Genomic DNA, 15,270 nt, shown 5'->3' on the forward strand with positions numbered 1-15,270 from the left:
AATCTCTAGTTATATTACATCATCACCAATAATCCTAACTTCTGGATGAAGGTCCACATCAAATTTATTCTTAACTGTGGCCTGTACATGATGTATTACTGCTAAAACGTCGGCTGCTGTAGCATTGCCTTTGTTGATAACAAAGCCTGAATGCTTTTCAGAAACCCCAGCTCCTCCAATTGTAAAGCCTTTTAATCCCGCGTCTTGAATTAACTTACCTGCAAAATACCCTTGTGGTCTTTTGAAGGTACTTCCTGCTGATGGATATTCTAATGGCTGTTTTTCTTCTCTTCTTGCTGTTAGCTCTTCCATTCTTTGCTTTATAGATTCATAATTACCTTTTTTTAGCTCAAATACTGCTCCAATAACAATAAATCCCCTTTGCATAACAACGCTTGACCTATAACCAAGCTCAAGCTCATCTTTTTCCAAAACTCTTATTTGATTTTTATCATCTAACACAACTGCTTCTTTTATTACGAATGAAATCTCACCGTCATAAGCTCCTGCATTCATAAACACTGCTCCACCTACACTACCTGGTATACCGCATGCAAATTCAAATCCAGTTAAGCTATTAGCTAAGGCTTGTTTAGAAACATCTGCTAAAAGGGCTCCACATTCTGCTTCTACTTCCGTACCTCTAACTGTTATCTTACTAAGTTTGCAAAGCTTTATAACTACCCCTCTTATTCCACCGTCTTTTACTAGAATATTGGAGCCATTACCTATAATAAAATATGGGACATTATGCTTTTTACATATATCAATAGTTCTTTTCACTTGTTCGGCAGTATTGGGATTCACTAATATATCAACTGGGCCCCCAACCTTAAAATATATGTGCTCACTCATAAGAGAATTTAGTTCTATATCTTCTTCATCGTAAATACTAAAAAGTAGCTTACTAAACTCTAAGTATTCATTCATTATTAAAACTCCTCATGATTTTATTAAATACGCTCAATTAAATAGTATAAAGTAATTATTGCCCTTTAATCAAGGCTTAAATCAGAAAGTTTGCCTTTTTTCTTTAAGTAAATTAAAATTTTATCTTTATTCGTATTTAATATTAACTCTTCTGGAACCTTTGCTTCCTCTATTATCTTCTGCGCAATAGGGAATTTACCTATATTAAAGCACACATGAGCGTCAGAGCTTAAAACAATTTTAACCCCATAATCTGCACAAAGCTTTGCTATCTTTAAACAAGTAGCTTCACTGCCTGGTCTAGACTTGAATGAGCTGTTATTTATTTCAATTATCTTATCCTCAGCCTTAGCCTTCTTTACAACTTCTTCCTCATATATTGGAAAAAATGTATTACCTGTATGCCCCATGATATCGATTAGTGGATTGTTCATTGCATTAATTAGTGCTTTTGTATTCTCTTCTCTACTTCCCGCTTTTATACAAACATCATGTAGGCTAGCTATTAAAATATCCATATTAGCTTGGGTTCTTTGTGGTATATCTAAATTGCCCTCATAATCAACGATATTGGCTTCACAGCCTCTTAAGTGAATAACTCCATAAAGCTCTCTTGGAAGTGTTTTTAGATTATTAAAATAAAATATATGCGGTCCTCCTGGCATATTAGGACCATGATCAGTTGTTGCTAACACTTCTATACCATTCTCTGATGCCCACTTTATATTTTCTAACCATGTAGTATATGCATGACCGCTTACAATTGTGTGCGTATGGGTATCTAAAACATAGTTCATATAAATTAAAGTCTCCTCTTCAAATTATTTTTTTGATGCGAAATATCCCCTTATGCTTTCAGCAGCCTTCTTATCTATGCTAGGAGTCTCAAGCAATTCCTCAAAGGTAGCATTTTTTATATTTTCTACACTTCCAAACTTCATGAGTAGTTCTTTTCTTCGCTTTTCTCCTATATTAGGAATATCTTCAAGAATTGAATGCAAGGTTCTCTTATCTCTAAGGGAACGGTGGTATGTTATAGCAAACCTATGTACTTCATCCTGTATTCTGGTTATCATGTGCATTAAATTTGAACCTCTATTTAAAATAAGTTCCTCATTGTTATATATAAGCCCTCTAGTCTGATGCTTATCATCCTTAACCATTCCACAAACAGGTATGTCTATGCCAAACTTCTCTAATACTTCAAGAGCTACATTTACTTGTCCTTTACCTCCATCCATCATTATGAGGTCTGGGAATATAGAAAACTTACCCTTTGAGAACTCTAGGTTTCTCTCTTGAATTGCTTTTATTTCTTCTAGACCGTGAGAAAACCTTCTTTCTAATATTTCCCTCATGCTATCATAGTCATTTGCACCTTTAACAGTCTTTATCTTAAATCTTCTATAATCAGAATTCTTAGGCTTTCCTTCTTCGAAAACCACCATTGTTCCTACTGAATCTACACCTTGAATATTAGATATATCATAGGATTCTATTCTTGTAGGAATGCTTTCAAGATTTAAGAGAAATGCAAGTTCATCTAAGGATACCTTGTTAATTTCCTTATCCTTTAACATCTTATCCTTAAATTGCTCCAAGGTCATTTTTGCATTGTTCTGAACCATCTCAAGCATATCCTTCTTTTCGCCCTTTTTAGGAATCTTGATCCAAACCTTCGATCCTTTTTTTATTGTTAAGAACTCTTCCATAAGGTCAATATCCTGTATGTCTGGCACATAAACGTTCTTAGGCAACTGAGCGGTTCCACCATAAAAGGAGGTTATAAATTCAGATATGACTTCTCCAACCTCATCATTAGCTTTATCTTGAAACATAAAATGTTCTCTTCCAGTTATCTTTCCTTCTCTTAGGAAAAATACCTGAATACAGATGTCTTTTTCATCACTATAAACATTTATAAAGTCTTCATCAGCCTCTCTAGCAGTAAACATCTTTTGTTTTTCGCTTATAAACTCTATGGATAATATCTTATCTCTAAGCTTTGCAGCTTTTTCAAACTCAAGATTTTCTGCTGCTATGTTCATCTCACTTTTTAAGCCCTTTACCAGTTCCGTATCCTTACCACTTAATATATTGATTATATCTTCGATCATCCTTCCGTACTCAGCTTTAGATACATAGCCTCCACAAGGCGCATTACATTGCTTTATATGGTAGTTTAGACATGGCCTAGTCTTTTCTCCATCTTCAGTAATAATCCTCTTACAGGTTCTTAAGGGAAATGCCTTTTTTATCATACCTATTGTTTCATAAACAGCAGGAACATTTGTGTATGGTCCAAAATACCTGTTTCCATCCTTTGCATAATTTCTAGTTACATATACTCTAGGAAAGTCTTCATTAGTTGTTATTTTTATAAATGGATAAAACTTATCATCTTTCAAAGCTATGTTATACTTTGGACTGTATTTTTTTATAAGATTGCATTCAAGTAGTAGAGCCTCCATTTCTGAATCTGTTACTATATATTCAAATTCAGAAATATTCTTAACCAAGGCTCTTGTCTTTTCTGAGTGATTTTTAGAATTTTGAAAATACTGTCTAACTCTATTCTTAAGTATCTTAGCTTTTCCTACATATATAATTTCGCCTAAGGAATTTTTCATTATGTAAACTCCAGGTTTATCTGGTAGTATTTTTAATTGATGTTCAAAATCAAACATTTTTTCACCTCCTAATCATATGTTGCGCAAATCATAAAAATATATATTTAAATATGGGCATAAGTTTTAGATAAACAAATACAGATTACCCTATAATGTTTATCTAAAACTTAACTTTATTACTTATTTAAGGCTGCCTTGGTTATTGTTCCTGCGGCCTGAGCAGCCTTTCCACCACCAGCTCCGCCACCTTCTATTATTACAGCAAAAGCTATTTGAGGATTGTCTGCTGGTGCAAAGCCTATGAACCAGGAGTGTGGCACTCCATCTTTACCATTTATCTGATAATCGGCTGTTCCAGTCTTTCCGGCAGCATTTGTACCACCAAAATAGTTTTTCCAATCTCTTGTTACTCTATCATCAACCAAATACTTCATATAATCTCTTATGGTATTGGCTGTATTTTGAGAAATTACATTTCTAGCTACCTTAGGAGATGTCTTACTTACAAGCTCTCCATCTTTATTCAACACTTGACTTACAAGCTGTGGCTCCATCATTATACCGCCATTGGCAATCGTACTTGCAACTAGAGCCATTTGGGTAGGCGTAGCTAAAACACTACTTTGACCTATTCCAGATTGAGCTATACTTCCTTTTTCATAACTTTTTAAAGTTGGAAATTCACTTTTTTCAAGTGCTATTCCATCAGTAGGAATCGTATCATTAAAGCCAAACTTTTCCGCTGTTGCTTTTAATTTATCATTTCCTAATTCTAACGCCAAATTACCAAATACAAAGTTAGAAGAAACCGCTAAAGCCTGCTTTAAGCTTAGAGTTCCATATACATGTCCGTCTAAATTACTTAAGGACTGCTTGGAATTAAAAATAATTTTACCAGTATCATTAAAAGTCCTGTTTGTAACTCCTGGTAAGTTATCTATAGCCGAAGCTAAAGTAACTATTTTAAAAGTAGATCCTGGAGGATACATTCCAATAACAGCTCTGTTTATAAGAGGAGAATCACCATAACTTCCTGAATTAGCCTGTTTCATAACCTCATCCAGATTGTTAGGGTCATAGGATGGTTTTGACACCATTGCAAGTATCTCCCCTGTCTTAGGATTTAATACTACCGCCGCTCCCTTATTGTCACCTAAGGCGTCAAAAGCTGCTTTTTGTATCTTATCATCTAGGGTAGTAACTATACTATTTCCTATTTTTTCCTCTGTATTATTTCTATTCTTAAAGGCATCTATTACATTTAAAGACTTTAAGAAGGCTTTAAGTGTAGCACTATGATAGTCAGTAAGCTGTTCATCATATTTACTCTCTAGTCCTGAAAGACGATACTTAGGATTTACATATCCTAATACCTGCGCATAAACAGCTCCACCTTTATATTCTCTATTCTGAGTTAATAAATCCTTCTTTGAAGAAGCTGTTAGAGGATTTTTATTTCTATCGTATATAGTTCCTCTTAAAACTTCATTTCTTTTGGCCCATAATCTCTGATTCTCTGGTCTTGCCGCAATATCACTAGCTTTAAACAATTGAAAATAAGCTATATATGTTATAAGAGCCAAAATCAGAACAAGATAAACAACCAATACTTTTTTTATACTGTTTGATAAATCCTTCATATTCTAGCCCTCCTCTGAAATCTTCTGCAATATTCCTAATGCAAAAAACATAGTCATCATTGAAGTACCACCATAACTTATCAAAGGAAGTGTTATTCCTGTAAGAGGTATAACTGCAAAAACCCCACCAACAATAACTAATACCTGCATAGCTATCATAGCACTAAATCCAACTGCATTTAACTGGGAAAATCTATCATCAGTCGTTAAAGCAGCTCTCATACCTCTATAAAAAAGCAAAAAATAAAGAAGCATTATTCCTATAGCAAATATTATTCCGAACTCTTCACAAATAATTGCAAAAATAAAATCTGATTCTCTAACAGGAACAAATCCAGGGTATCCTTGTCCAAGCCCAGCTCCAAAGAATCCACCTGAGGATATAGAGAATAGACCTTGAACTATCTGGTAACTCTGATCGTTAGCATATTTCCATAAGTCCTTCCATATTATCACTCTTTTTCTTACATGAGCAAAGAGCTTATAACTAACACTTGCCCCTGCAGCAAACAATAATAAACAAGTAACTACATACTTCAGTTTTCCTGTAGCTATGAACAGCATAGTTACTGCGATACCAAAAAATATAAGTGCTGATCCTAAATCTCTTTGAAGTACCATACAACCTAGTACAGCCATTACAACTGCAGCCGGCTCTACAAGCTGCTTAAAGTCTTCTAGTATATTTTTTTTATCTTCATACTTAGATAATGCAGAAGATAAGTATAAAACAAAAAATATCTTTCCTATCTCTGAAGGCTGAAAGCTAAAGCTACCTATCTTAACCCAATTCTTAGCTCCATATACTTCACTTCCTATAAACAGAGCCATAGGCATAAATACTGCAGTAACTCCTAGAAATACGTATTTATATTTTATGAAGCTTCTTAAATCAGGAACAATCACCACAATAAGTATGTAAGAGGTTATGCCAATTATAAACCATATAAGCTGCTTTACTGCAAACTGGGGATTTATTCTGTAGAGCATAGCTATTCCAATAAATGAAAGTATTGCTGAAAAAATTAATAGGAACTTATCTCCATCTGGGAAAAAACGTCGTATTACAAAATGAGCATAAGTTATTAGAATAATAACTACTCCTCCCATAATTAATGCTCCTATGTCAACTGGAGTTTTTAAGAACGCCAAATCTCCAAATAGCGCTATACATAAAAGATATGATATAAAAAGTAATCTTCTTTCATATTTTACTGAACTCATATAATCACCTCAAGCCTGACAAAGTTTGTTTTTAATCTATAACTCTAAAAATAGTACCTCCGAACTTTATTTCATCCTCAACTTTTAACTTTACTCTTCCCGTTATCTTATTATCATTAACAAAGGTACCATTCGTACTATTGAGATCTTCTAAAATAAAATCATCATTTCTTAAATATAACTTTGCATGGTGGCCCGAAACAAATTGGTCGTTTAAAACTATGGAGTTATCATCTCTTCTTCCTATGGTTATACTATTCATAACTGGTATAACAGAACCTGGTTTAAGGTCATGATTCTCTAAAGCTTTAATAACTTCAATTCCATGAACCTTTTTTGATTTGCTAGGTCTCCTTTTCCCACCAGTTTTAACATCCTTGTACATTATTTTTAGAGCATAATAAATAATTACGTAAAGAATAATTATAAAAATAACTCCAAAAATTACACTACTTATCTTCTTAAAATCCATATTTTCACCTCAAATTATCTTTAACCAGTATTATCCTATATTTTATTCTCTTCTTTCTCCATATTGATTATACAATAAAAATCATCTTAAATCATGACAAAATGCAATTCATACGTTTTCATATAAAAAATTTATATTTTCTTAAGATATTAAAAAGCCCTAAGTTTTAATATTTTTATAAATAAAGTAATATAAATTCACCCTTTTTACTGTATAATATATTTATAACACATTATATTGATGCCCTTTAATTAAAAAAATCACTAATGCTATTTTCATTAGTGATTTTTTTAATATGATGACATTTTATTGTCTTGAAAAATTCTAACTATAATTTTAAATATTATATGGTATTTTTATTGATTTATATATTTCAATTTGTCCTACTATATCTATAGAATTTCTATATCTTTTCTTTCGCTTTTTAGATTACCCATTTTTTCACTTCTTCTGTCTAACTCGGTATATATGTCTTCAATTTCTATCCCCATATCAGCCATTAAGACCAAAGTATGATATATCAAATCGCAAACTTCACTAATGCCATTTTCCTTGTTATCATTCTTTCCTTCTATTATGACCTCAGTACACTCTTCTCCTACCTTTTTCAATATCTTATCTCTACCTTTTGAAAATAAATAGTTTGTATAGGAACCTTCCATAGGGTTATCTTTTCTTAGCTTTATGACTTCATAAAGTTTTTTAAGAGAATCGTCCATAGTTATTCTCTCCTCCAATTCTATATTTAATCTATGCTTACTTGCTATTCACAATAAAACCGAGATACCTAAATTTAAACCATCTACAGATGCTTATCCACAGTTTTATCTTTTTTTATACTTTACTAGACAGCAAAATATAGTTTTCTAAAGAACAACATAATACCTTTATAAAATCTTCCTATAAAAGCAGGTTCTCTCACCTGTGTGACAAGCAGCACCTATTTGTTCTACTTTAATTAAGAGAGTATCTTCATCACAATCAATAAGGATTTCCTTAACCGTTTGAAAATGTCCTGAAGTCTCTCCCTTATTCCATAGTTTATTTCTTGATCGACTAAAGAACCAAGTAGTCTTTGTCTCGATAGTTTTCTTGTAAGATTCTTCATTCATATATGCTAGCATTAGGACTTCGTTAGTGCTTTCATCTACAATTATTGCAGGTACCAAGCCCTTTTCAAAATTAGGTTCCATAATACCCCTCCTGGTAATAAAAGTTATTAAACTTATATCCTAACCTCAATATTGTCTTTTTTCAGATATTTCTTTACATCACCGATGGATGCTTCTTTGTAGTGGAATATTGAAGCAGCTAATGCTGCGTCTGAATTGGTTTTCTTAAAAACTTCGCTGATATGTGATATTTCTCCGCACCCTCCTGAGGCTATTACAGGTATATTAATAGAACCACATATGGCATTTAAAAACTCAATGTCGTAACCATTTTTAGTACCGTCTGCATCCATACTTGTTAATAATATTTCTCCTGCTCCTCTTCTAGCTGCTTCCTTGGCATACTCTATAGCATCTACCCCTGTATCTATTCTTCCACCATTAATAAATATATTCCATCCACTTCCATCAGATCTTTTCTTTCCATCTATAGCTACCACGATACATTGCTCTCCGAAAAGCTCTGCACCTTCTGTTATTAAATTAGGATTCCTTAGGGCTGCAGAGTTTATAGAAATCTTGTCAGCACCAGCTCTAAGTATTGCTTTTATATCTTCTATGGTACTTATTCCTCCACCAACAGTTAATGGAATAAAAACTTCATTTGCTGTTCTCTCAACCACATCTATCATAGTTTTTCTTCCTTCATGACTTGCTGTTATATCTAGAAAAACTAGCTCATCTGCGCCTTCATCATTGTAAAACTTAGCTATCTCAACAGGATCTCCTACATCTTTAAGCCCTACAAAGTTTATTCCCTTGACCACTCTCCCCATCTTAACATCTAAGCAAGGTATTATTCTTTTTGTTATCATTATAAATCCCCCCTTTATTAATCTTCTTTTGTGAGACTTATGGCCTTATCTAGATCTAAATTTCCTGAATATATAGCCTTTCCAGTTATAGCTCCATATAAATCTAATTTCTTTAATTTACCAATGTGATTAAGGTCTTTAATTCCTCCAGATGCTATTATATTCGCAGCAAGTATATTGTCTTTTAGCTGCTTAAGCATATCTAAGTTAGGCCCTTCAAGTGTTCCATCCTTAGATATATCCGTAACAATAAAGGTCTTTACTCCCAATGACTCAAGCTCCTTTGCAAAGTCAATATAATTTTTCTCTGTAACTTCAACCCATCCCTTAATAGCTACATAACCGTTGGCAGCATCTATTCCTACAGCTATCTTTTCTCCATATTTATCTAAAGCTAATTCTAAAAGCTCTTTATTACTAACAGCAGAAGTACCTAATATCACTCTTTTAACACCAATAGAAATCAAATTTTCTATGGCTTCTATAGATCTTATTCCCCCACCAACTTCAACAGGAATTTTTACACTCTTTACTATACTCTCTATAATAGGCAGATTAACTTGTTCACCGCTAAAAGCCCCATTTAAGTCAACAACATGTATGAACTCTGCGCCTTGTTCCTCAAATTGTCTTGATATCTTGATAGGATCCTCTGCCACTACATGCGTACTGTCTTCTTCTCCTTTATAAAGCCTTACACACTTTCCATCCTTTAAATCTATAGCAGGTATTATTATCATCTTATCAGCCCCTTTAGGTTATTTAATATATTAAGTCCCACTTCTCCACTTTTTTCAGGATGAAATTGAAATCCTATTACGTTTTCCTTTGAAACTATAGCAGGTACTTCTATCTCATATTCAGCATATGCATTCACATTAGCATTATCTGTCTGTGCGTAAAAGGAATGAACAAAATACACATAACTTCCCTCAGTTATACCTTTCAGCGTCTCACTTGGAACGTTAAATTTTAACTTGTTCCACCCCATATGAGGCACTTTTTCCTTTATATCAAACTTTTTCACATGTCCATCTATTAACCCTAACCCTTCTGTATATCTAACTTCATCACTAGAATCAAATAGTAATTGCATTCCTAGGCATATCCCTATAAGGGGCTTACCGCTTTTAACCTCTTCCTTAAGGAAAAAATCAAGACCTCTCTCCCTTAGGTTAGCCATAGCTGCAGGAAAGGCCCCTACTCCTGGAAGTATTATTCCTTTACTAGCTTTTATCTCTTTCACATCACTAGTTATCTTTGCCTCTATCCCTAGGCTCCAAAGAGCTTTTTCAACACTTCTCAGGTTTCCTATACCATAATCTATTATTGAAATCATTATTTCACCTCATTTACTTACCTTTATATAAGGTAGTGTTTCTGATTATTGTTGAAATCAAATGAAAAAAAATTCTATAAAGCGACCTTCTTTAACAGTAAAAAACAGCTTATAAAACTCCTTTTGTAGACATAACACCTTTTATTTTTTCATCATAAGCTACAGCCTCTCTAAGCGCTCTTCCAAAAGCTTTGAAAAGAGCCTCTATCATATGATGATTATTTTTACCATACAAAACCTTACAGTGAAGAGTTATACCACAGTTAGCTGCTACCGCTCTGAAAAACTCTTCTGTTAACTCTACGTCATAAGTTCCTAAGGTCTTACTAGTATCTATAGGTGCATCAAAAACTAAATAATCCCTTCCACTTAAATCTAAAGATACTAAAGCTAAAGCTTCATCCATTGGTACATAAGAAGTTCCATATCTCTTTATACCAGCTTTATCTCCCAGTGCATCCTTTAATACCTTACCTAAGGTTATACCTACATCCTCTACTGTATGATGTCCATCTATATACAGGTCGCCCTTAGCCGATATTTTTATATCCATAAGTGAATGCCTGCTCATCAAAGAAAGCATATGATCAAAGAATCCAATTCCCGTATTTATTTCGTAAACGCCTTCCCCATCTAATTTCACACTAACTTCAATATCAGTTTCACTTGTTTTCCTCAACATCTTTGCTTCTCTCATACAATCAAGCTCCTAGAAAATCATTAATTTTTTTAACTAACACCATATTTTCAACACCGCTTCCAACAGTAACTCTTATACAATTCTCTAATCTACCCTTACCAAAGAATCTTACTGCAACTCCCATACTTTCTAAGTACTCATAAAGAGCTTTTGCTTCCTTCAATTCAATTAATATAAAGTTAGTACTGCTAGGATATACATTAAAACCAAATCTACTTGCTAAGTTCTTCAAGGCTGTTTCCAATAAGTCTTTTTCTTTTAAAATCGCCTCTACGTTAGCTTGAAGTAAATCCTTATTGGTATACAATAATGTACCTATCTCCTGTGTAATAGCATTAACATTGTACGGAGGTTTAACCTTGTATAACTCTCTTAATAAAACTGAATTTGTTATTAAGAAACCTAATCTTAGAGCTGCTAATCCTATTTTTGATGCAGTTCTAAGTACTATTAAGTTATTATATTTATTTATTTCATTTATTAAAGTTTCTCCATAAAACTCAAAATAAGCTTCGTCTATGACTACTATAGAATTCACTGAAGACACAATCTTTAGTAGTTCTTCCTTATTAATTATTCCTCCAGTGGGGTTATTGGGCACCGATATAAAAACAACCTTTGGTGCTTCATTATTTATAAAATCTATATATTTTTCTATATCTAAGGAAAAATCGTCTTTTAGTTCATACTCTATCACCTTAGCTCCATGTATAACTCCATAAATTTTATACATAGAAAAATCAGGATTGAACTTTATAACCTTATCTCCGCTATTTACAAAGGTATTACATATTATTGAAATAAGTTCATCTGAACCATTTCCTATCATTATGCTTTCTTTATCAACGCCTGAATAATCACCATATGCACTTCTTAACTTTTCCCCTGTTGGTGATGGATATCTATTGAGGTTAATTTCTTTAATTGTTGATAATATCTGTTTTTCCAGCTGTTGCCCTATATTTATAAAGCTCTCATTTGCATTTAAAATAACACTGCAATTACTCTCTTCTGCCTCATACGGTTTAAATTCGCTTAAATCTTTTCTAAACAAACTATTCATTGTCAACCCTCACTCTTATAGAATTACCATGTGCATCTAAGCCTTCAGCCTTTGCAAGTACCATTATACTTTCACTTAAGGCTTTAAGAGCATCTTCCGTATAGTATATATAACTAGACTTCTTTATAAAATCGTCTACTGACAAAGGTGAAAAGAATCTAGCTGTTCCATTGGTTGGCAGAACATGATTAGGTCCAGCCATATAGTCTCCTAAAGGTTCTGGGCTATACTGTCCTAGAAATATAGATCCTGCATTTTTCACTTTACCTAGATAAGATAAAGGATTTTCTATCATTAATTCTAAATGCTCAGGAGCAATTGTATTTGATAAATCAATAGCCTCCCCTAAAGAATTGACAATAAGTATTCCTCCATAATTTTTTAGAGAAGCTTCTATTATATCCTTTCTACTTAGGTTTTGAAGCTGTTTAATAATCTCATCATTAACTTGTTCTGCTAATGCTTTACTTGTTGTTATAAGAACTGATGAGGCAAGCTTATCATGCTCAGCCTGAGACATTAAATCTGCTGCTAGGAATCTTGGATTTGCTTTATCATCGCATACAATAGTAATTTCACTTGGCCCCGCTATCATATCTATGTCAACTTTTCCATAGCATACCCTCTTAGCTAAAGCTACATATATATTGCCAGGGCCAACAATCTTGTCAACCTTAGGAATAGACTCTGTTCCGTATGCAAGAGCTGCGATCGCCTGAGCCCCGCCTACTTTATAGATCTCACTTACTCCAGCTAGCTTTGCAGCTACTAATATATTTACATCAATACTCCCATCCTTTCTTGGAGGAGTCACCATAACTATATTTTTTACCCCAGCTAGCTTTGCAGGTATAACATTCATTAGAACAGAAGATGGGTAAGCAGCACTTCCACCAGGAACATAAACCCCTACCTTCTCTAAAGGTATTATCTTTTGTCCCATCATAACCCCATTCTCTTCTGTACTTATCCATGACTGTCTTATTTGTTTTCTGTGAAAATACTCTATATTAGCTATTGCTTTTTCTAATGCAGCTTTTATATCAGTTGAAACATTTTCAAAAGCCTCTTCTATCTCTTTTTCGCTAACCTTCATATCACCGAGGCTTATTCCATCAAACTTCTCTGTAAAATCTCTTACAGACGCATCGCCCTCTGCTCTTACCAAACTTATTATATTTTCAACGGCCTCTAAGGCCTCTTTGCTATCATCTTCACTTCTTTTTTTCATCAAATCAAGAAATTGTTCAATTGATCTTTCATCTTCATATATCTTAATCATTTTTAACTTCTCCTTCACTTAAAAGTAGAAATTTCTCTATCTTATCTACTAGGTCTAGCACTAAGTTCTTTTTCATCTTCATACTTGCTTTGTTGACAATTAATCTTGCACTTATATCACAAATCTTATCAAAGATTATAAGTCCATTCTCTTTAAGAGTGGTTCCGGTCTCTACTATATCAACTATAGCATCAGCTAAACCTAATATTGGAGCAAGCTCTACGGAGCCTTCAATCTTTATTATTTCTACATCTTCACCTTTTTCTCTAAAGTAATCATGAGCTACTTTAGGATATTTAGTAGCTATAACCTTTCTTTTGTAACTAGGCAAAGTACTGAAACTCTCAAGAGATGCAAGGGCAAAAAAGCATTTTCCCTTATTTAAGTCAACCACCTCATAAAAATCTGGATTGTTTTCTAAAATGGTGTCTTTCCCTACTATGCCCATATCCACAACTCCATGCTCTACATAGGTTATTACATCTTGAGCTTTTGCTAAAACAAATTCTACAGGATAGTTTTCACTTTTTAATATTAACTTTCTGCCTTTGTTCTTTAATTCATTTGTATCAATACCTATACCATCAAAGATACTTATGGCATCTTTTTCAAGTCTGCCTTTAGTAAGTGCTATTCTAATATTCCCCATTTTTAAACATCTCTCCTATAAAAACTCCTTTAGGATTTAATCTGTACTCAATTACTTCATTGCTGTTTACCTTCATTATTCTCTGTATTCCTTTGGTTCTGCAATAATCTGCTACTTCTTCAAAGTTTTCTTGAATATTAAGCCGCCAATTGCCATTGCCTTTATTCAATAAATTCATTATTTTTATTGCATTGGCATAAGAATCTTTTTCAAAGAAAATTACCCCAGTTACTTCCTCCGGCTTTTTAAGCTTTTCTCTCTCATATAAAAGTTTTTGTACCTCATCTACATTTATAGCTAAGCCTGCTGCTGCACTAGCTTCTCCAAACTCTCCAACCAAGCCATCATATCTTCCGCCACTAAGAATCTCTTCCCCAAGCTCTTTTATATAACCTTTAAATATTGCTCCGGTATAATAATTAAAACTTTGTATCATAGCAAGATCTAAAGATATATACTGTGAATATCCCAAGGATTCTAAGGTATTGTATATATATCTTAAATCTCTCAAGGCATTTAAAGCTTTCTCTGAGTTTACTAGTTCTTCTGCTTCAGCTATTACATCCTTTCCACCGAATAACTGTGGAAGCACTTTAAGAAGCCTATACTGGTCATCATCTAATTTATCTCTTTTAGTATTTAAAAAAGAGTACAATGATCCTAAGTTTTTATTCATTATAAGACTTTCAAGTTCTAATACCTCTTCCTTGTCAAAACTTAAAGTTTCAAGTATTCCCTTAAAAAACTTACATTGACCTATTTCAATTTTAAATTCTTCTATTCCAATCTCCTTAAAGGTATCTATAGCTGTTAAAATAAGCAATATTTCTGCTTTTATATTAGAAATACCTATTATTTCTATACCACATTGAGTTATCTGATTATTTCTTCCATGGTTATGCTCATTTGCCCTATAAACATCTCCAACATAACTTAGCATTGCATTTTCAGTCTTTAGTTTTGTGGAATAAACTCTTGCAATTGGAATTGTCAAATCTGGCCTTAAAGTTAATATTCTGCCTTTAAAATCTACTAACTTATATATCTTTTCATCATCTATTGGATGATTTGAAAAATTGAAAACATCATAAAATTCTAGAGTTGGTGTCTGTACTTCATTAAATCCGTACTTCCTAAACACCTTTCTGCATTTATATATAACTTCATTTTTCACTTCACATTGATCAAATAAAAGATCCTGAGCTCCCTCAATCGCATACTTTCTCCATACATTCATAAAAATAGCCCACCTTTTCCATCGCTCTATTACTTTAACATGCTAAACTAATAAATCATTAAAACAATAGTACTATAAATAAAATATTCTGTCAATATACAGAAGCAAGTGATCTAT

16 protein-coding genes are annotated in these 15,270 nt (G+C 33.2%); all 16 read right to left on the reverse strand.

Going from position 1 to position 15,270, the window contains the following annotated elements; translation table 11 throughout:
* Positions 1 to 9 precede the first annotated feature (9 nt).
* The 16 genes from murB to hisZ all read right to left on the reverse strand — a co-directional run bounded on the left by murB (position 10) and on the right by hisZ (position 15,153).
* Entirely contained in the window at positions 10 to 930 is a 921-nt protein-coding gene (gene murB / locus C1I91_RS26805) for a UDP-N-acetylmuramate dehydrogenase (protein WP_128215665.1), read from the reverse strand.
* A 65-nt stretch (positions 931 to 995) separates the two neighbouring features.
* Positions 996 to 1,727, reverse strand: coding sequence for a phosphatase (locus C1I91_RS26810; RefSeq protein WP_128215666.1), 732 nt, complete (start codon positions 1,725 to 1,727; stop codon positions 996 to 998).
* 24 nt (positions 1,728 to 1,751) lie between these two features.
* Positions 1,752 to 3,617, reverse strand: a complete 1,866-nt coding sequence (gene uvrC, locus C1I91_RS26815) for an excinuclease ABC subunit UvrC (RefSeq protein ID WP_128215667.1) — start codon at positions 3,615 to 3,617, stop codon at positions 1,752 to 1,754.
* Positions 3,618 to 3,736: 119 nt separating this feature from the next.
* Positions 3,737 to 5,200 carry a peptidoglycan D,D-transpeptidase FtsI family protein gene (locus tag C1I91_RS26820; RefSeq protein WP_128215668.1) on the reverse strand — a complete coding sequence of 488 codons (1,464 nt, stop codon included), beginning with the start codon at positions 5,198 to 5,200 and terminating at the stop codon, positions 3,737 to 3,739.
* Positions 5,201 to 5,203: 3 nt separating this feature from the next.
* Positions 5,204 to 6,424, reverse strand: a complete 1,221-nt coding sequence (locus C1I91_RS26825) for an FtsW/RodA/SpoVE family cell cycle protein (protein ID WP_128215669.1) — start codon at positions 6,422 to 6,424, stop codon at positions 5,204 to 5,206.
* A 31-nt stretch (positions 6,425 to 6,455) separates the two neighbouring features.
* Positions 6,456 to 6,896 carry an FHA domain-containing protein gene (locus tag C1I91_RS26830; RefSeq protein WP_128215670.1) on the reverse strand — a complete coding sequence of 147 codons (441 nt, stop codon included), beginning with the start codon at positions 6,894 to 6,896 and terminating at the stop codon, positions 6,456 to 6,458.
* Positions 6,897 to 7,288: 392 nt separating this feature from the next.
* The gene (gene hisE, locus C1I91_RS26835; RefSeq protein ID WP_128215671.1) at positions 7,289 to 7,615 is read right to left on the reverse strand and encodes a phosphoribosyl-ATP diphosphatase; all 327 of its coding nucleotides are present in this window, start codon (positions 7,613 to 7,615) and stop codon (positions 7,289 to 7,291) included.
* Between the two features lie 168 nt (positions 7,616 to 7,783).
* Positions 7,784 to 8,089 carry a phosphoribosyl-AMP cyclohydrolase gene (gene hisI / locus C1I91_RS26840; RefSeq protein WP_128215672.1) on the reverse strand — a complete coding sequence of 102 codons (306 nt, stop codon included), beginning with the start codon at positions 8,087 to 8,089 and terminating at the stop codon, positions 7,784 to 7,786.
* Between the two features lie 32 nt (positions 8,090 to 8,121).
* Positions 8,122 to 8,883 (reverse strand): imidazole glycerol phosphate synthase subunit HisF, encoded by a 762-nt coding sequence (gene hisF, locus C1I91_RS26845; protein ID WP_128215673.1) that lies wholly within the window; start codon positions 8,881 to 8,883, stop codon positions 8,122 to 8,124.
* Positions 8,884 to 8,900: 17 nt separating this feature from the next.
* Positions 8,901 to 9,623: a 1-(5-phosphoribosyl)-5-[(5-phosphoribosylamino)methylideneamino]imidazole-4-carboxamide isomerase gene (hisA, locus tag C1I91_RS26850; RefSeq protein ID WP_128215674.1), complete on the reverse strand. Its 723-nt coding sequence runs from the start codon at positions 9,621 to 9,623 to the stop codon at positions 8,901 to 8,903.
* Positions 9,620 to 10,222, reverse strand: coding sequence for an imidazole glycerol phosphate synthase subunit HisH (gene hisH / locus C1I91_RS26855; RefSeq protein WP_128215675.1), 603 nt, complete (start codon positions 10,220 to 10,222; stop codon positions 9,620 to 9,622). The genes hisA and hisH overlap by 4 nt, the downstream gene beginning before the upstream one ends.
* Positions 10,223 to 10,331: 109 nt before the next feature.
* Positions 10,332 to 10,919 carry an imidazoleglycerol-phosphate dehydratase HisB gene (gene hisB / locus C1I91_RS26860; protein WP_128215676.1) on the reverse strand — a complete coding sequence of 196 codons (588 nt, stop codon included), beginning with the start codon at positions 10,917 to 10,919 and terminating at the stop codon, positions 10,332 to 10,334.
* Between the two features lie 4 nt (positions 10,920 to 10,923).
* Positions 10,924 to 11,985: a histidinol-phosphate transaminase gene (gene hisC, locus C1I91_RS26865; RefSeq protein WP_128215677.1), complete on the reverse strand. Its 1,062-nt coding sequence runs from the start codon at positions 11,983 to 11,985 to the stop codon at positions 10,924 to 10,926.
* Entirely contained in the window at positions 11,978 to 13,267 is a 1,290-nt protein-coding gene (gene hisD / locus C1I91_RS26870) for a histidinol dehydrogenase (protein ID WP_128215678.1), read from the reverse strand. The genes hisC and hisD overlap by 8 nt, the downstream gene beginning before the upstream one ends.
* Positions 13,260 to 13,916: an ATP phosphoribosyltransferase gene (gene hisG / locus C1I91_RS26875; protein WP_128215679.1), complete on the reverse strand. Its 657-nt coding sequence runs from the start codon at positions 13,914 to 13,916 to the stop codon at positions 13,260 to 13,262. Before hisG ends, hisD begins: the two co-directional genes overlap by 8 nt.
* A complete protein-coding gene (hisZ, locus tag C1I91_RS26880) occupies positions 13,903 to 15,153 on the reverse strand; it encodes an ATP phosphoribosyltransferase regulatory subunit (protein ID WP_128215680.1) in 1,251 nt (416 codons plus the stop codon). The genes hisG and hisZ overlap by 14 nt, the downstream gene beginning before the upstream one ends.
* Between the last annotated feature and the right edge of the window lie 117 nt (positions 15,154 to 15,270).

This window comes from Clostridium manihotivorum, from assembly GCF_004015185.1.
GTDB lineage: Bacteria > Bacillota > Clostridia > Clostridiales > Clostridiaceae > Clostridium_AR > Clostridium_AR manihotivorum.